General features: G+C 56.1%; 14 protein-coding genes. 9 read left to right on the forward strand and 5 right to left on the reverse strand.

What is annotated here, in order from left to right; genetic code table 11:
- Window positions 1–10: 10 nt before the first annotated feature.
- The 9 genes from ACR0NF_RS14710 to ACR0NF_RS14750 all read left to right on the forward strand — a co-directional run bounded on the left by ACR0NF_RS14710 (window position 11) and on the right by ACR0NF_RS14750 (window position 9,494).
- Window positions 11–1,339 (forward strand): FMN-binding glutamate synthase family protein, encoded by a 1,329-nt coding sequence (locus ACR0NF_RS14710; RefSeq protein WP_480667713.1) that lies wholly within the window; start codon window positions 11–13, stop codon window positions 1,337–1,339.
- 84 nt (window positions 1,340–1,423) lie between these two features.
- Window positions 1,424–2,752 (forward strand): type III glutamate--ammonia ligase, encoded by a 1,329-nt coding sequence (gene glnT / locus ACR0NF_RS14715; RefSeq protein ID WP_480472088.1) that lies wholly within the window; start codon window positions 1,424–1,426, stop codon window positions 2,750–2,752.
- A gap of 365 nt (window positions 2,753–3,117) precedes the next feature.
- A complete protein-coding gene (locus ACR0NF_RS14720; RefSeq protein ID WP_480472087.1) occupies window positions 3,118–3,738 on the forward strand; it encodes a nitronate monooxygenase in 621 nt (206 codons plus the stop codon).
- A gap of 322 nt (window positions 3,739–4,060) precedes the next feature.
- A complete protein-coding gene (locus ACR0NF_RS14725; RefSeq protein WP_480472086.1) occupies window positions 4,061–5,170 on the forward strand; it encodes an aromatic ring-hydroxylating oxygenase subunit alpha in 1,110 nt (369 codons plus the stop codon).
- Window positions 5,171–5,185: 15 nt separating this feature from the next.
- Window positions 5,186–5,623, forward strand: coding sequence for a lactoylglutathione lyase (gloA, locus tag ACR0NF_RS14730; RefSeq protein ID WP_480472085.1), 438 nt, complete (start codon window positions 5,186–5,188; stop codon window positions 5,621–5,623).
- Window positions 5,624–5,626: 3 nt separating this feature from the next.
- Window positions 5,627–6,025: a cupin domain-containing protein gene (locus ACR0NF_RS14735; RefSeq protein ID WP_480472084.1), complete on the forward strand. Its 399-nt coding sequence runs from the start codon at window positions 5,627–5,629 to the stop codon at window positions 6,023–6,025.
- Window positions 6,026–6,173: 148 nt separating this feature from the next.
- Window positions 6,174–7,613: a glutamine synthetase family protein gene (locus tag ACR0NF_RS14740; protein ID WP_480778492.1), complete on the forward strand. Its 1,440-nt coding sequence runs from the start codon at window positions 6,174–6,176 to the stop codon at window positions 7,611–7,613.
- Window positions 7,614–7,675: 62 nt separating this feature from the next.
- Window positions 7,676–8,692, forward strand: a complete 1,017-nt coding sequence (locus ACR0NF_RS14745; protein ID WP_480472082.1) for an alpha/beta fold hydrolase — start codon at window positions 7,676–7,678, stop codon at window positions 8,690–8,692.
- A 349-nt stretch (window positions 8,693–9,041) separates the two neighbouring features.
- Complete coding sequence (locus ACR0NF_RS14750) at window positions 9,042–9,494, forward strand: Lrp/AsnC family transcriptional regulator (RefSeq protein WP_480472081.1); 453 nt, start codon at window positions 9,042–9,044, stop codon at window positions 9,492–9,494.
- Between the two features lie 207 nt (window positions 9,495–9,701).
- Here the strand turns inward: ACR0NF_RS14750 and ACR0NF_RS14755 are convergent, their stop codons facing one another.
- From ACR0NF_RS14755 to ACR0NF_RS14775, 5 genes are all read right to left on the reverse strand, one after another.
- The gene (locus tag ACR0NF_RS14755; RefSeq protein ID WP_480659563.1) at window positions 9,702–10,709 is read right to left on the reverse strand and encodes a GlxA family transcriptional regulator; all 1,008 of its coding nucleotides are present in this window, start codon (window positions 10,707–10,709) and stop codon (window positions 9,702–9,704) included.
- 75 nt (window positions 10,710–10,784) lie between these two features.
- The gene (locus ACR0NF_RS14760; RefSeq protein WP_480778493.1) at window positions 10,785–11,468 is read right to left on the reverse strand and encodes a GntR family transcriptional regulator; all 684 of its coding nucleotides are present in this window, start codon (window positions 11,466–11,468) and stop codon (window positions 10,785–10,787) included.
- A 142-nt stretch (window positions 11,469–11,610) separates the two neighbouring features.
- A complete protein-coding gene (locus tag ACR0NF_RS14765; protein ID WP_480667708.1) occupies window positions 11,611–12,069 on the reverse strand; it encodes a pyrroline-5-carboxylate reductase in 459 nt (152 codons plus the stop codon).
- Window positions 12,070–12,134: 65 nt separating this feature from the next.
- Complete coding sequence (locus ACR0NF_RS14770; protein ID WP_480667709.1) at window positions 12,135–12,332, reverse strand: NAD(P)-binding domain-containing protein; 198 nt, start codon at window positions 12,330–12,332, stop codon at window positions 12,135–12,137.
- 92 nt (window positions 12,333–12,424) lie between these two features.
- Window positions 12,425–13,093 (reverse strand): GntR family transcriptional regulator, encoded by a 669-nt coding sequence (locus ACR0NF_RS14775; RefSeq protein ID WP_480667710.1) that lies wholly within the window; start codon window positions 13,091–13,093, stop codon window positions 12,425–12,427.
- Between the last annotated feature and the right edge of the window lie 176 nt (window positions 13,094–13,269).

Here is a 13,269-nt window from a genome sequence, read left to right on the forward strand (position 1 = left end):
TATGAAAGATATGGATCAGACCATCCCCCGCACCATGCCGATTCAGTCGGCGACGTTTACCAACCCGATCAACGCTGAAATCCGGCGGGCCGCGGCGACCGGCATTTATGACATTCGCGGTGGCGGAGCCAAACGCAAGGTGCCCCATTTTGACGACTTGCTGTTTCTCGGGGCCTCGGTTTCGCGCTATCCACTGGAAGGGTATCGCGAGCGGTGCGATACCTCGGTGACGCTGGGCACACGCTTTGCCAAGAAGCCCATCGAACTGGACATTCCCGTCACCATTGCGGGCATGAGCTTTGGCGCTCTGTCGGGTCCGGCGAAGGAAGCTCTGGGTCGTGGCGCGTCGATGGCTGGAACGTCGACCACCACCGGCGACGGCGGTATGACGCCCGAAGAACGCGGCCATTCGTCCAAGCTGGTCTATCAGTACCTGCCGTCGCGCTATGGCATGAACCCGAACGATCTGCGCAAGGCGGATGCGATTGAGGTTGTTGTCGGTCAGGGTGCGAAGCCCGGCGGCGGCGGTATGCTGCTGGGTCAGAAGATCAGTGACCGCGTGGCTGAGATGCGCACGTTGCCCAAGGGTATCGATCAGCGTTCGGCCTGTCGCCACCCGGATTGGACCGGGCCGGATGACCTGGAAATCAAGATCCTCGAACTGCGTGAGATCACCGACTGGCAGGTGCCGATCTACGTGAAAGTCGGTGCGACCCGGCCCTATTACGATACAGCGCTGGCCGTGAAAGCCGGGGCTGACGTGGTGGTGATGGACGGGATGCAGGGCGGTACAGCCGCAACGCAGGATGTGTTCATCGAACATGTTGGCATTCCCACGCTGGCCTGTATCCGCCCCGCGGTTCAGGCCCTGCAGGACTTGGGCGTGCATCGTGAAGTGCAGCTTGTGATCTCGGGCGGTATCCGCACCGGTGCCGATGTGGCCAAAGCCATGGCTCTGGGTGCGGATGCGGTGGCTATTGGTACTGCGGCCCTGATCGCTTTGGGTGACAACGACCCGAAATGGGAGAGCGAGTACCAGAAACTCGGCACCACCACCGGCGCGTATGATGACTGGCACGAAGGGCAGGACCCGGCGGGCATCACCACGCAGGACCCGGAACTGGCCGCGCGTCTTGACCCTATCGAGGCTGGGCGTCGCCTGCGCAACTACCTGAAGGTGATAACGCTTGAGGCGCAGACCATCGCGCGTGCTTGCGGCCACAATCACCTGCACAATCTGGAACCCGAGGACCTGTGTGCCCTGACCATGGAGGCCGCCGCCATGGCGCGTGTGCCGCTGGCGGGTACCGACTGGTACCCGGGCAAGGCAGGGTTCTGATCGACACATGAGACCAAGGCGCGGCCCGAAAGGGCGGCGCCTTTCTTCTATTGAGACATATCAACAGGGAAAGGGAAGCCGACCATGACGATAGATCTGGCTGCTTTCGCCAAAGAAAAAGGCGTCAAATACTTCATGATTTCGTTCACCGATCTGTTTGGTGGACAGCGGGCCAAGCTGGTGCCCGCACAGGCCATCGCCGACATGCAGGAGGACGGTGCGGGCTTTGCTGGCTTCGCCACGTATCTCGACATGACCCCGGCGCATCCGGATATGTTGGCGGTGCCCGATCCGTCCTCGGTCATTCAGTTGCCCTGGAAGCCCGAGGTTGCCTGGGTGGCCGGAAACTGTGTGATGGAGGGCAAGGACGTGGCGCAGGCCCCGCGCAACGTGCTGCGCCGCTTGATTGACGAGGCCGCTGCAGAAGGCATGCATGTCAAAACGGGTATCGAAGCGGAATTCTTCCTGCTGACCCCGGATGGCGAGCAAATCAGTGACCCGTTCGATACGGCGGAGAAGCCTTGTTACGATCAACAGGCCGTCATGCGCCGCTATGATGTGGTGCGCGAGATTTGCGACTACATGCTGGAACTGGGCTGGGGCCCGTATCAGAACGACCACGAAGACGCCAACGGACAGTTCGAAATGAACTGGGAGTTTGACGATGTTCTGAAGACTGCTGACAAGCATTCGTTCTTCAAGTTCATGACCAAATCGGTGGCTGAAAAGCACGGCTTGCGCGCCACCTTCATGCCCAAACCCGTGGAGGGGCTGACCGGCAACGGCTGCCACGCCCATATCTCGGTCTGGGATGCGCCGGGCGCGGATGCCAAAACCAACGTGTTCGCCGGCGAAGGCGAAGGCCCCACCGGCGAGGTCGGTCTGGGTGAGCAGGGCAAGTATTTCCTCGGCGGTATCATGAAACATGCCAGCGCGCTGGCGGCGATCACCAACCCCACGGTGAACTCCTATAAACGTATCAACGCGCCGCGGACCATGTCGGGGGCGACCTGGGCCCCCAACACCGTGACCTGGACCGGTAACAATCGCACCCACATGGTGCGTGTCCCTGGCCCCGGTCGGTTCGAACTGCGCCTGCCCGATGGTGCCACCAACCCCTACCTGTTGCAGGCGGTGATCATCGCCGCCGGCCTCTCCGGCATCCGCTCGAAGGCTGATCCGGGCCGTCGCTATGACATCGACATGTATGCCGAGGGCCATACGGTCACCGATGCGCCAAAGCTGCCTCTTAACATGCTGGATGCGCTGCGTGATTACGACAAGGATACAGAGTTGAAGGCGGCCATGGGCCAGGAGTTCTCGGCAGCATATCTGAAGATGAAACATCAGGAATGGAACTCCTTCGTCTCTCACTTCTCAAGATGGGAAAAAGAACACACGCTCGATATCTGATCCTGTTTGGGCGGCGCAAATTCACGCAGATTTACGCCGCAATCAGACCATCCATGTCGCCGGAGTGTTCGCCTACACTCCGGCGTTCCTGTTTCAATCGATCATCTTTTGTGAGGTGGCGCATGATCGATACCCGATTGACCCGTCTTTTCGGGCTGACCTGTCCCGTTGTTCTGGCGCCGACGCCGGGACTTGCCGACGGGTCATTGGCTGCGGCAGTCGCACGGGCGGGTGGCTTGGGGCTGATCGGTGCTGGGGAACGCGATGCGGACTGGATCGAACGCCAGTTTCAAGCCGCAGGAAATGAGCCGGTGGGCTGCGGGTTCACGACCTCGCATCTGGCAAAATCGCCCGAGCTGTTGGACATGGTTCTGGCACGGCGTCCTCGCGCAGTTTTCCTTTCTCATAGCGACCCACGTCCGTTTGCACCCCGGATTGCACAAGCCAATGTCCCGTTGATTTGTCAGGTCCTAGATTTGCAAGGCGCCGCGTTGGCCGTTGAGGCGGGTGCTGACGTAGTGGTGGCGCAAAGTAGCGTATCATCGGAGAAATCAGGAGCACGTACGACGTTTGCCTTGTTGCCCGAAGTCGCGGATTTCCTGTATCGCGAGGCGCATGACACCCTGCTGTTGGCTGCCGGAGCCATTGCCGATTCCCGCGGGCTGGCAGCCGCTTTGGTAATGGGCGCGGATGGTGTTGTCATGGGCGCTCGACTTTGGGCCAGTGAAGAAGGGCAAGTTCATTCAGACTTAGCCAAGGTCGTCCTGCATGCGACCGGAGATGATAGGGTTCAGGCCTTGAACTCAGACGAAAACCAGCCTGAGCCTGTGGTCGCACCCACTTTGCGTAACTTACATGCGACGATACCTGTTGGCGAAGGGATAGGTCTGATCAGAGACATGCCGCCGGTAGGGGATATCCTGAATACAATAACGCAAAAGGCCGAGCGGTTGATGGTGCACGCGCAGCGCAAGGTGATCCCGTAGGGCTTGCCGGGATCGCGCAGCGCAAAGCCCGCTTGAGTTCGGTATTCGAAGCCCTGTTGAACATGTGCTGCTCGATTCGAAGAGGTCGGCCGAAAAATTCTGGCGATTGTATTGAGTTTTGCTCAGCGAAATTGCGAAAACGTCATAATTGTCGAGCGGATTCAGGGTATTTTTTGCGAATCATGCAAATTTACGTGACGCATTCGTAAAAAATAATAGACAAGGTGCGTTTTTCGCAGTTCACTGCTGGCAGACACTACGAAAACGCTCGGCCGCAGAGCCGTGGTGTCGATTTCGAAACCCTATGTCAGGAACTTGAACGATGAAGCCAATCAATTCGTTGCTTGAGTCTTTCTTCGAAGAAACCACTCCAAAACGTGGCCTGCCCGCTGCGGCCTATAAGGATGCAGAATTCTGGCGGGCCGAATGTACCTCGGTCTTTACACGCAACTGGGTTTGTGTCGGGTTCGCACATGAGCTGCGTGCTGCAGGGGATGCTGTCCCGGTCACGGTGGCTGAACATCCCTTGCTGCTCATCCGTAACACTGCAGGCGAGATACGGGCTTTTCACAACATTTGCCGTCACCGTTGTCTGACCCTGGTCGATGCGCCCAAAAATGTGGGTAAGCTCATCCGCTGCCCTTATCATGCCTGGGCCTATGATCTGGACGGACAGCTGCGTGCCGCGCCTCATTTCGGTGGTGCAAACGATCATCAGGCCGAAGGGTTCGACAAGAAACGAAACAGCCTGGTCCCCGTGCGCAGCCATGTCTGGAAAGATTGGATCTTCGTCAATCTCGACGGTAACGCGCCAGATTTTGACGAGTATTCCGCCACCATTCAGGGCCGTTTGGAGGGGATGGACTGGGACAAGTTGGAATGCATCGGAACGCTCGATTTCGGCGAGATTGCCTGTAACTGGAAGTTCATCATGGAGAATTTCATCGAGCCTTACCATGTCCAGTTCGTGCATTCCTCGACCACGGATCAGCCATTGGAAGACCACTATACGATCGTCGACGGCAACTGCATGGGCAGTGCGGTTGATCTGGAGGAAGAGATCGGGACATCGGGCAGCCTGGGTGTCAGCTCGCGCTATCTGACGCTCTATCCGAACTTCATTCTGGGCCGGTATTTTCCGGACCAGATGGGGGTCTATCTGAATATCCCCACCGGCCCCGGCACAATGATGCAGAAGCGGGCGCTTTACACCACAGAAGGGCAGGCGCTGACACAGGACGAGATCGAAGGCCTGAAGCAGCTGTGGTGGGATGTGCACAAAGAAGATCATGAGATGACCGAACGGCTGCAGCTGGGACGGGCCTCATCCATCTCGGATGAAGGCGGCGTGCTGTCTCCGGCATGGGAGGACAGCGTGCGCGCGTTCCAGGAAATGGTGGCGCGGGATGTGACCGCCACCGAAAACCACTGAATTGAGGAGAAAACCGTGACCGATAATATCAGCAGCGGGTTCCGCCTTGCTCATACGATGATGCGGGTGATGGATATGGAAAAATCGCTGGAGTTCTATTGCGGGATCTTGGGGATGCAGGTCCTGCGCCGCACTGATTACCACGAAGGCAAATTCACGAACACGTTCATCGGCTATGGCCCCGAGGCGGAATTTCCGACGCTGGAACTGACCGCAAACTGGGATCAGGAAGAGTCGTATGACCACGGCAATAGCTGGGGCCATATCTGCATCGAAACCCCGGATGTCTACAAGGCGTGTGAGGATCTGGCAGCTGCCGGGGTGAATATCACACGCCCGCCGGGGCCGATGAAGAACGGCACTCGCGTCATCGCGTTCTGCGAAGACCCGGACGGCTACAAGGTTGAACTGAACGAATCCATTCTGAAACATCTGGCCAAGGAAGGGTCCTGATCCATGGGCGATAAACCACAGCTATTCAAATTCGATCTGGTCGAGGATCGCTACAACGCGATGGGCGACAGCGACACGTATATCAAGCCGATGGTGACCAGCGAATTCAGCAAGACCATGTGCGGCGGCATCAATGTGCTCAACAACATCAAGGTGCCATGGGACCTGACCTGTGACGAGATCATCTATTGCCTGGAAGGCACCTTCCGGCTGGTCTGCGATGGCGAAGAATATATCTGCAACCGCGGCGACGTTCTGTTCGTACCCAAGGACAACCACATCTCATACGAAGCAGATGAGAAGTGTGTGATCTTCTACGCTGCCTATCCGCATAACTGGAAACAACTGGCTGGGATCACCAAAGTTCCGGGCATCGATCCCGACGACTTCGTGGCGGGCTGAACGTCCGACGCTGCCTGAAGGCGGGTGTTCTTGTTCCTCTCTCAACGTCCGGGACACCCGCTTTCCCCATGGCGAGAACACCGCCCAATTCCAGACCGTCAGGTTCTGAGTTCCGAAACCTGACGGCCCCCCAACAGGAGGAAGCCAAGTGCCCAAAGACAATGCAAACAGCAAGATCTACTACGAAAGCTTTCAGGACGCGGTTGAACGCAACCGTCCCAAAATCCCCGCCGTCAAAAAGCAGTTAGAGGAGGCAGGCGTCAAATATGTGATGGGGGCCTGGATCGACCTGCATGGCATCCCCAAAACCAAGCCTGTCCCGATGAGCGATTTCGAAGAGCTGTGCCTGGGCAAAGGGCCACAATTCGCGGTGCATTCGATTTCCTATGTCCCCGAACTGAGCCCCGCCGACAGTGATCAGGTCGTGGTGCCGGATCTGGACGCGGTCTATATCTGCCCATGGGACACCTCGATGGCGATCATCTTTTCGGACCTCTACTGGGAAGATGCGCCCTATAATGTCTGCCCCCGCCAAGCACTGAAGCGCGCGATGCACGAGGCTGCGCAGGATGGCTATGTAGGCTATGCCGGAGTCGAACCCGAATTTATCGTGATGAAGTATGACGAGGCCGGTCAACCGGTGAAAGCCTTCGACAACGATCCGGCGGATGGCTTGCGCCCGCGTCGTCAGGCGTTTGGCTATGATGTGGAATATTCAGTCGACTCTATGCCGTTCCTGAAGGACATGATCGACATCATCGAAGGGCTGGGCTGGAACCTGCATGACGTGGTGGCTGAAGGCGCCTATTCTCAGTTCGAGCTTGATTTCCACTATACCAACATGCTGGAAATGTCCGACCGGCTGGCGTTCTTGCGGATTGTGTTGAAAGAGGTCGCCAAGAAACACGGTATGTTCGTAACCTTCATGCCGAAACCCACCGTGGGTGACTGGCGCTCAGGCGCACATATCAACATGTCGATGCAGCATGAAAGCCGCCCCGGCGAAAACATCTTCAAGACTGAGGATGGCGAGTGGTCGGAAGAAAGCCGTTACGCCGTCGGAGGCTTGATGCAGCACGCCGAGGCGATTACTGCGATTACCTGCCCGACTGTGAACTCGTATAACGGTTTGGTTCCACGCGTGGGTGGGTTCGAAGGCGGCACTGTCACATGGGCGCCGACCAACATCACCTTCGGGTACAACAATCGATCCGCCCAATTCCGCTTGCCGCAAAGCCGCCACTGCATTGAAAACCGCGCTTGCGACATGACGATGAATGTTTATCTGGCTATGGCGATGCACCTGACTTGTGCGGTTCAGGGGATCAAGAACAAGATCGATCCCGGCAAACCCACGGATTTCGACCTCTATTCCAAGACTGACAGTGAGCTGACCGAGCTTGGTATTCGCCGCCTGCCGCGCACCTTGTGGAACGCAATCGAAGCGTTGCGTCATGACGAGATGGCCGAACACGTGATGGGTCCGGTCATGCGCAAGTCCTATCTGGAGTACAAAAACGACGAGTGGGAGCGGTATCACCAATCTGTCACTGATTGGGAAGTGCAGGAATACCTAAGGCTCTACTGACCGAAACACGGATGGCCCCGGTGGTTTTCGGGGCCATTCTCAAATTAACAGCAGGGGTATCCATGGCACAGGAATTCCAGTTGCTCGAACTCGGCGACTTCCCACTTTTGTCAGGTGAGGTACTGAAGGGTGCCAAGCTCGCTTACCAAACCTATGGAACCCTGTCGCCCGCGCGGGATAACGTCGTCGTGCTGCCGACGTTTTATACCGGCACCAATTCCCGTAACGAGGGGTTCTTCGGCCCGGGCCGAGCCTTGGATCCGGCGCGGCATTTCATTGTCAGCCCGAACCTGTTCGGCAACGGGCGGTCATCTTCACCCTCGAACACACCTGCGCCGCAGGATGGCCCGCGATTTCCACTGGTGCAGATGTGGGACAATATCGCGGCACAGCATCGTTTGATCCACGACCATCTTGGTATCGAGCAGATCGCGCTGGTTGCAGGCTGGTCCATGGCCGGGTGCCAGTCGTACCAATGGGCAGCGCAATATCCCGATATGGTCAAGGCGATCCTGCCGTTTTGCGCCTCAGCCAAAACGTCGCCTCATAATTTTGTATTTCTCGAAGGCGTCAAAGCTGCGCTCTGCGCTGATCAAAGCTGGAACGGAGGCGATTACGATGAACCACCCGCGGCGGGGCTAAAAGCCTTTGGGCGGGTCTATGCAGGTTGGGCATTTTCCCAGACGTTTTATCGCGAAGGTCTGTATAAGCAGCTTGGCTTCAACACGATCGAAGACCTTCTGATTGACTGGGAGATCGATCATGCTGAGGGCTGGGACGCCAACAACCTTTTGGCCAAGCTGGCAACTTGGCAAGCTGGCGACATCTCAGCAGGCCCGCTTTACAATGGTGATTTCAAAGCGGCCCTTGGTGCGATCAAGGCCCGTGCAATCCTGATGCCATGCAAGCAGGATCTGTACTTCCCGCCAGAAGACAACGCCATCGAAGCGCAGCACATGCAGTATGCAGACTTCCGTCCCTATGACTCTCCTTGGGGTCACTGTGCCGCCAATCCGGGCAACGATGCAGGTTTCACCGCCTCGTTGGACTCGGGGATTCGAGAGCTTTTGCAGGAATAGTTCGCAAGAGGCATTTCGCCATTCAGGATATCATCGATGGAATGGTACTTCCGCGCGAAGACACCAGCTGTTTCCTGAAGGGTTTAGAAGGGATTTTCCGGACCGAAAGAGATCATGTACATATCAGGCAAGGAAAATCAGGAGCTGATTGAAGCGCTGGTTAAAGCCTGAAATCCACAGCATAGCCCTCGCGTTTACGGGAAATCGGTTTGAAATCTTTGAGGGTTCAGCCCTATGATCCAAGCAATGCTGGCCTGATACAACAAGAGGACGCCCCGTGAATTTATCGCGAAACTCAGAAACGGACAGGCCGTCCCGCCAACGGGGCACTCATTCGGTCGGAGAGCGATTGAACAGCGAGATCGTTCAGATGCTCGAACTCGACGGGCGAATGCCATTTTCAGAGATCGCGCAGAAGCTTGATGTTTCCGAGGGCACAGTACGTAATCGTGTCAACGCCATGAAAGAGGCTGGCCTGCTTCGGATCGTTGCGATCACCGATCCCACAGCTTCGGAATATAAGGCGGATGCCATGATCTGCTTGAAGGTTGCGCCGGGTACGACCCCGCAAACCGTCGCGGATCGACTGGGTGAAGTGACCAGCGTGGTTTACATTCTCTGGGTTACGGGACGATTTGATCTGATGGTTGAACTGGTCTGTGACGAGCCCGATGATCTTGCGACCTTTTTGGAAGAGCACATTCACGGCGTTGAGGATATCGTGGATGCCGAGGTGATGCTGGGCCTCAAGAATTTCAAGAATCAGTTTCTGCTCAAGCGTAATTTGGAACCGCGGTCCTAGGATCAGGGCGGCACAGCTATGTTCTGCATTTCATTTCGGTTCTGCTGAGCTTTTGAATGCATCAGGGTTTTGAGCTCCCATTAACATTTAGATTGCCGGGTGATGGGATGAGTTCTTCCTCATTGTTCAAATCAATGCTGCCCAGATTAAAAACCGACCAAGCTTGGCGGACAAAATGATCTTGCCGGCCCGATAGATCGCCTGACGTCAGCCTGATGGCAGCACATCATCGCTGCCGACCCGCATTGAATTCTTGGCACGCCGGTCGCTGATTGGCGTGACACCGAAAGTCTCTCGATAATGCCGCATGAACGCGCCGGGGGTTGCGTAGCCGACCATATAAGCCACCTCTGCAATCGGGTCGTTTGTATACAGAACCAGCTGCCGCGCCTGGTTCATTCGCATCCTGCGGTAATAGCTGAGCGGGCTTTGACCGGTCGCCTTTTTGAACCCGCGCTCAAGTGAGCGTGCTGACAGGCCGACCGCATCGGCCACTTCACTGATCTGGATGGGGTTTTCGATATGTTCTGCAAAGTGCTGAATAGCCCGTGCCACCTGTTTCGGAAGTAAATCCTGACTCTTGGCGGTCGAGAGCGCCGGAACTTTTTGTGACATGGCGGCGCTGCGGATGAAAGGGTGCTGAAACCAGCACGCAACTTCGGCCATGATGTCGTCGCCTAGGTGGTCTTCGATCAACGTCAGCATATGGTCAAACACGGCTGATGCACCAGAGATGGTTGTGAAGGCACCTTCCGTACAAATTACGGTGTCTGTGATCGGAATCTCGGGAAACTCGGCCTGAAAGGCGGCCTCATAACACCAGTGGACAGATAGGGGCTGATCTCCGGTCAACCGGGTTCTGGCCAAAGGAAATACACCGCCGCTGATCGCACCAAGCTGCGTCTTGTCGCGCAGCAGCCTTTGCAGGGCCGCGTTCGCCTTGGAGGGGTATTCGAACACACTGTTGGGACTTGCGGTAAACAGCAAATGATCCAAAGCTTTCACGTCAGCCAAAGCGCAATGCGGCGAAAATGTTACTCCGGCAGAGGACTGCACAGGCGCATTTTTTTCAGCAACCACCGTCCAGCGGAACACATTCTGCCCTGAAATCTCGTTGGCGGCCCGCAGGGGCTCGATGCACGAGGTCAGGCACGCCATGGGAAATCCCGGAAAGATCAGGATGCCAAGAGATGTGGTATGTGCTTTCTCCGCCATTTTCCGATCACAACATCACAATTCCTGCGACCGGCCATCGGATCGAAAGATTGATCGTGAAGCTGTATCCTGATGTCATTTCGGTTGGCCCAACAGATGTTGTTCAATCAATTGGAAAGCATATCCGATATGGATTTTCTGTATATATCCGACTGCCGCGATATCTTTACGTTCCAGCGCCATCAACAAGTCGGATGTTTCCCGGGTCAGTGCTTCATATGCGTCAGACCCTACCAGTTGCTCCATGCGGTGCCAAACACTGGTCGCTTGAAAATAGGCCTGGTTCCAGAACTCGCGCAGTGTCGAATTGCCGATCAATGATGTGATCAACGCCTGAAGGCGCTGGTTAAGTTTCACGAACTCCTGAGAGTCAAGCCGTTCCCGCAGCGCCAGGGCGCATTCATGAATCGACCGGATCTCTTCCTGATGATGGATTTCGATAGAGGTTGGTGACAGTTCTCCGATCAGACCGGCCAGCACCATCCTCACTTCATAGAGATGGCGTATACGCTTGCCCGAAAGCTCAATGACAACTGTCCCGACACCATTGCGTGTTTCGACCAGACCTAAATGCCCGATACGCTGAATTGCATCCCGGACCGGAGTTCTGCTGACGCCGAACTCCTTAGCGAGCGCGGCTTCTTTCAGCTGATCGCCGGGCCGGTAATGCGCAAAGCAGATACGTTCAAGAATTTGCTCCTGAATCTGGTCAACTGTGACCTTGGCAGGTGCATCGATCTGTCGTTCGGTAATAATCAAGTATCGGAGCCTTCCGCGTGAGCTGAGTTCGATTTTAGTGGGCTGTATACATCTTATTTCAGTCGATGTTGAGATTTAAGCTGCAAATCAGAGATCAGCCCCTGACTTCATGCAGATAAAGCAAGACCCAACCCGTATACTTTCATAGATCGGACAACCCCTCTTTCAGATTTGTCAGCAACCCAGAAGATTCCATATGCATGCGAAGGCGCTGATTGTAGCCGCCGGGCGTGTTCAGTGACTGGACCAGCTGTCGGCAGCTTGGCGCGGAAATCAGGCTTGATCCGACAAGCGTGCGCAGAAAGGCTTCGCCTTGTTCGGTGTCCTGCACTTGCTGACCAAGCCAGTCACCTGCGCCTTGAACCATAAAGACAGCTGGCGACAACACGGCCTGCGCAGCCAGATAGGCGTTCAGTTCGGCAACATTATTCATCTGAAATACCGAATTTCGTGCGCCGAACAGGTCATCCACAATAGATGTATCGCCAAGCACCAGAATTGGAGAGCCGCCAACTGCAATCCCCGGAAATGGGATCATGTTGGCCACTGCGCGGGCAGGGGCAACCATGTCCGTCAGTTCTTCCAGCGTAGGGCCGGTCATAAGTGAAATGACTTGCTGATCCGGCAGGAACTTTAGGCCTTCAAGCACGGGGTGAGCCTGTTCAGCTAGCAAGCCCAGAAAATGACGTCGCTTGCGTCGATCACGTTCTGATTGTCTGCGACCGTCACGTTTGAGAACTTACGGGCCAAACCGGCAGACTGCGTTTCACCGCGGCGGGATACAGTGATCTGATGACCATCAGCCGCCATTCCTTCGACGACTGCTACTGCGATGGTACCAGTGCCGATAACTCCAATTTTCATCAGATAACTATCCTTGTGTTGGCGTTGCAGGGATGCCTTGTCAGTCTGATATGTCTATCAGGCCCACAGAACACTTCTTGTGAAAGCTTGCTTCAAGCGTTCGATTCAACCTCGTGCGTGAGCAGGTATATGCAGATCAGACGGTACTCGTATCCGATGTGGACGCGTTGAATGTGTCCAATTGCAGTTATGTCGTCTTGCTCCAGCGCAGCGAGCAACTCCTTGGTTTCAATCATGAGGGCGTCATAAACCTCCTGCCCAACGGTTTTCTCCATACGGTGCCACACGCTGGATGCTTGAACATGAGCCTGGTTCCAGAGCTCCCGAAGTATCGCGTTGCCTATCAATGAGCCTATCAGCGTCTGCGACTGCTGGTTCAGGGCAACAAATTTCTGCGCGTCGCCGTTTTCGCAAAGCGCGATGGCCTTGCGGTGGATCAGACGCGCTTCGTCACAGTGTTGTTGCGTAATGGTGGCCGGGGAAAGCTCGCCGACGACCGAGGCCAGCGCCAGCCGGACCTCATAGAGATGTCGGATGCGTTCGTCGGACAACGCGATAACGACCGTGCCAACCCCGTTCCGGGTTTCGACCAGCCCGAGATGAGCGATTCGTGCCAGTGCGTCGCGCACGGGTGTACGACTGACACCAAATTCTCTGGCTAAGGTCGCCTCCTTCAGTTGGTCGTTCGGACGATATTGAGCAACGCAAATGCGTTGAAGAATCTGATCCTGAATTTGAGCAACCGACAGTTTGTTCTGCATCTTACACTGTGGCGCATCCTTTCCCATGTTCTTCAACCTTCTCGTGGCTCTCAAGACCGTCTCAAAAAGCATCTACAGCTTGGAACGCCGTCCTTGATGCCTGTCTTTCTGAGCACATCCCGGGCCATGGGTTGGTAGGAACAGGTTGCGGTTTTAGCTGCATTTTCGGGGTCATT

Source organism: Ruegeria sp. CF4 (assembly GCF_056537345.1).

Excerpts from the sequence above, each read along its gene's own strand:
- ACR0NF_RS14775 (WP_480667710.1), bottom strand. The coding sequence starts at position 13,093 with ATGCAGAACAAACTGTCGGTTGCTCAAATTCAGGATCAGATTCTTCAA.
- glnT (WP_480472088.1), top strand. The coding sequence starts at position 1,424 with ATGACGATAGATCTGGCTGCTTTCGCCAAAGAAAAAGGCGTCAAATAC.
- ACR0NF_RS14745 (WP_480472082.1), top strand. The coding sequence starts at position 7,676 with ATGGCACAGGAATTCCAGTTGCTCGAACTCGGCGACTTCCCACTTTTG.
- ACR0NF_RS14725 (WP_480472086.1), top strand. The coding sequence starts at position 4,061 with ATGAAGCCAATCAATTCGTTGCTTGAGTCTTTCTTCGAAGAAACCACT.
- ACR0NF_RS14770 (WP_480667709.1), bottom strand. The coding sequence starts at position 12,332 with ATGAAAATTGGAGTTATCGGCACTGGTACCATCGCAGTAGCAGTCGTC.
- ACR0NF_RS14735 (WP_480472084.1), top strand. The coding sequence starts at position 5,627 with ATGGGCGATAAACCACAGCTATTCAAATTCGATCTGGTCGAGGATCGC.
- ACR0NF_RS14765 (WP_480667708.1), bottom strand. The coding sequence starts at position 12,069 with ATGACCGGCCCTACGCTGGAAGAACTGACGGACATGGTTGCCCCTGCC.
- ACR0NF_RS14720 (WP_480472087.1), top strand. The coding sequence starts at position 3,118 with ATGGTTCTGGCACGGCGTCCTCGCGCAGTTTTCCTTTCTCATAGCGAC.
- ACR0NF_RS14755 (WP_480659563.1), bottom strand. The coding sequence starts at position 10,709 with ATGGCGGAGAAAGCACATACCACATCTCTTGGCATCCTGATCTTTCCG.
- ACR0NF_RS14710 (WP_480667713.1), top strand. The coding sequence starts at position 11 with ATGGATCAGACCATCCCCCGCACCATGCCGATTCAGTCGGCGACGTTT.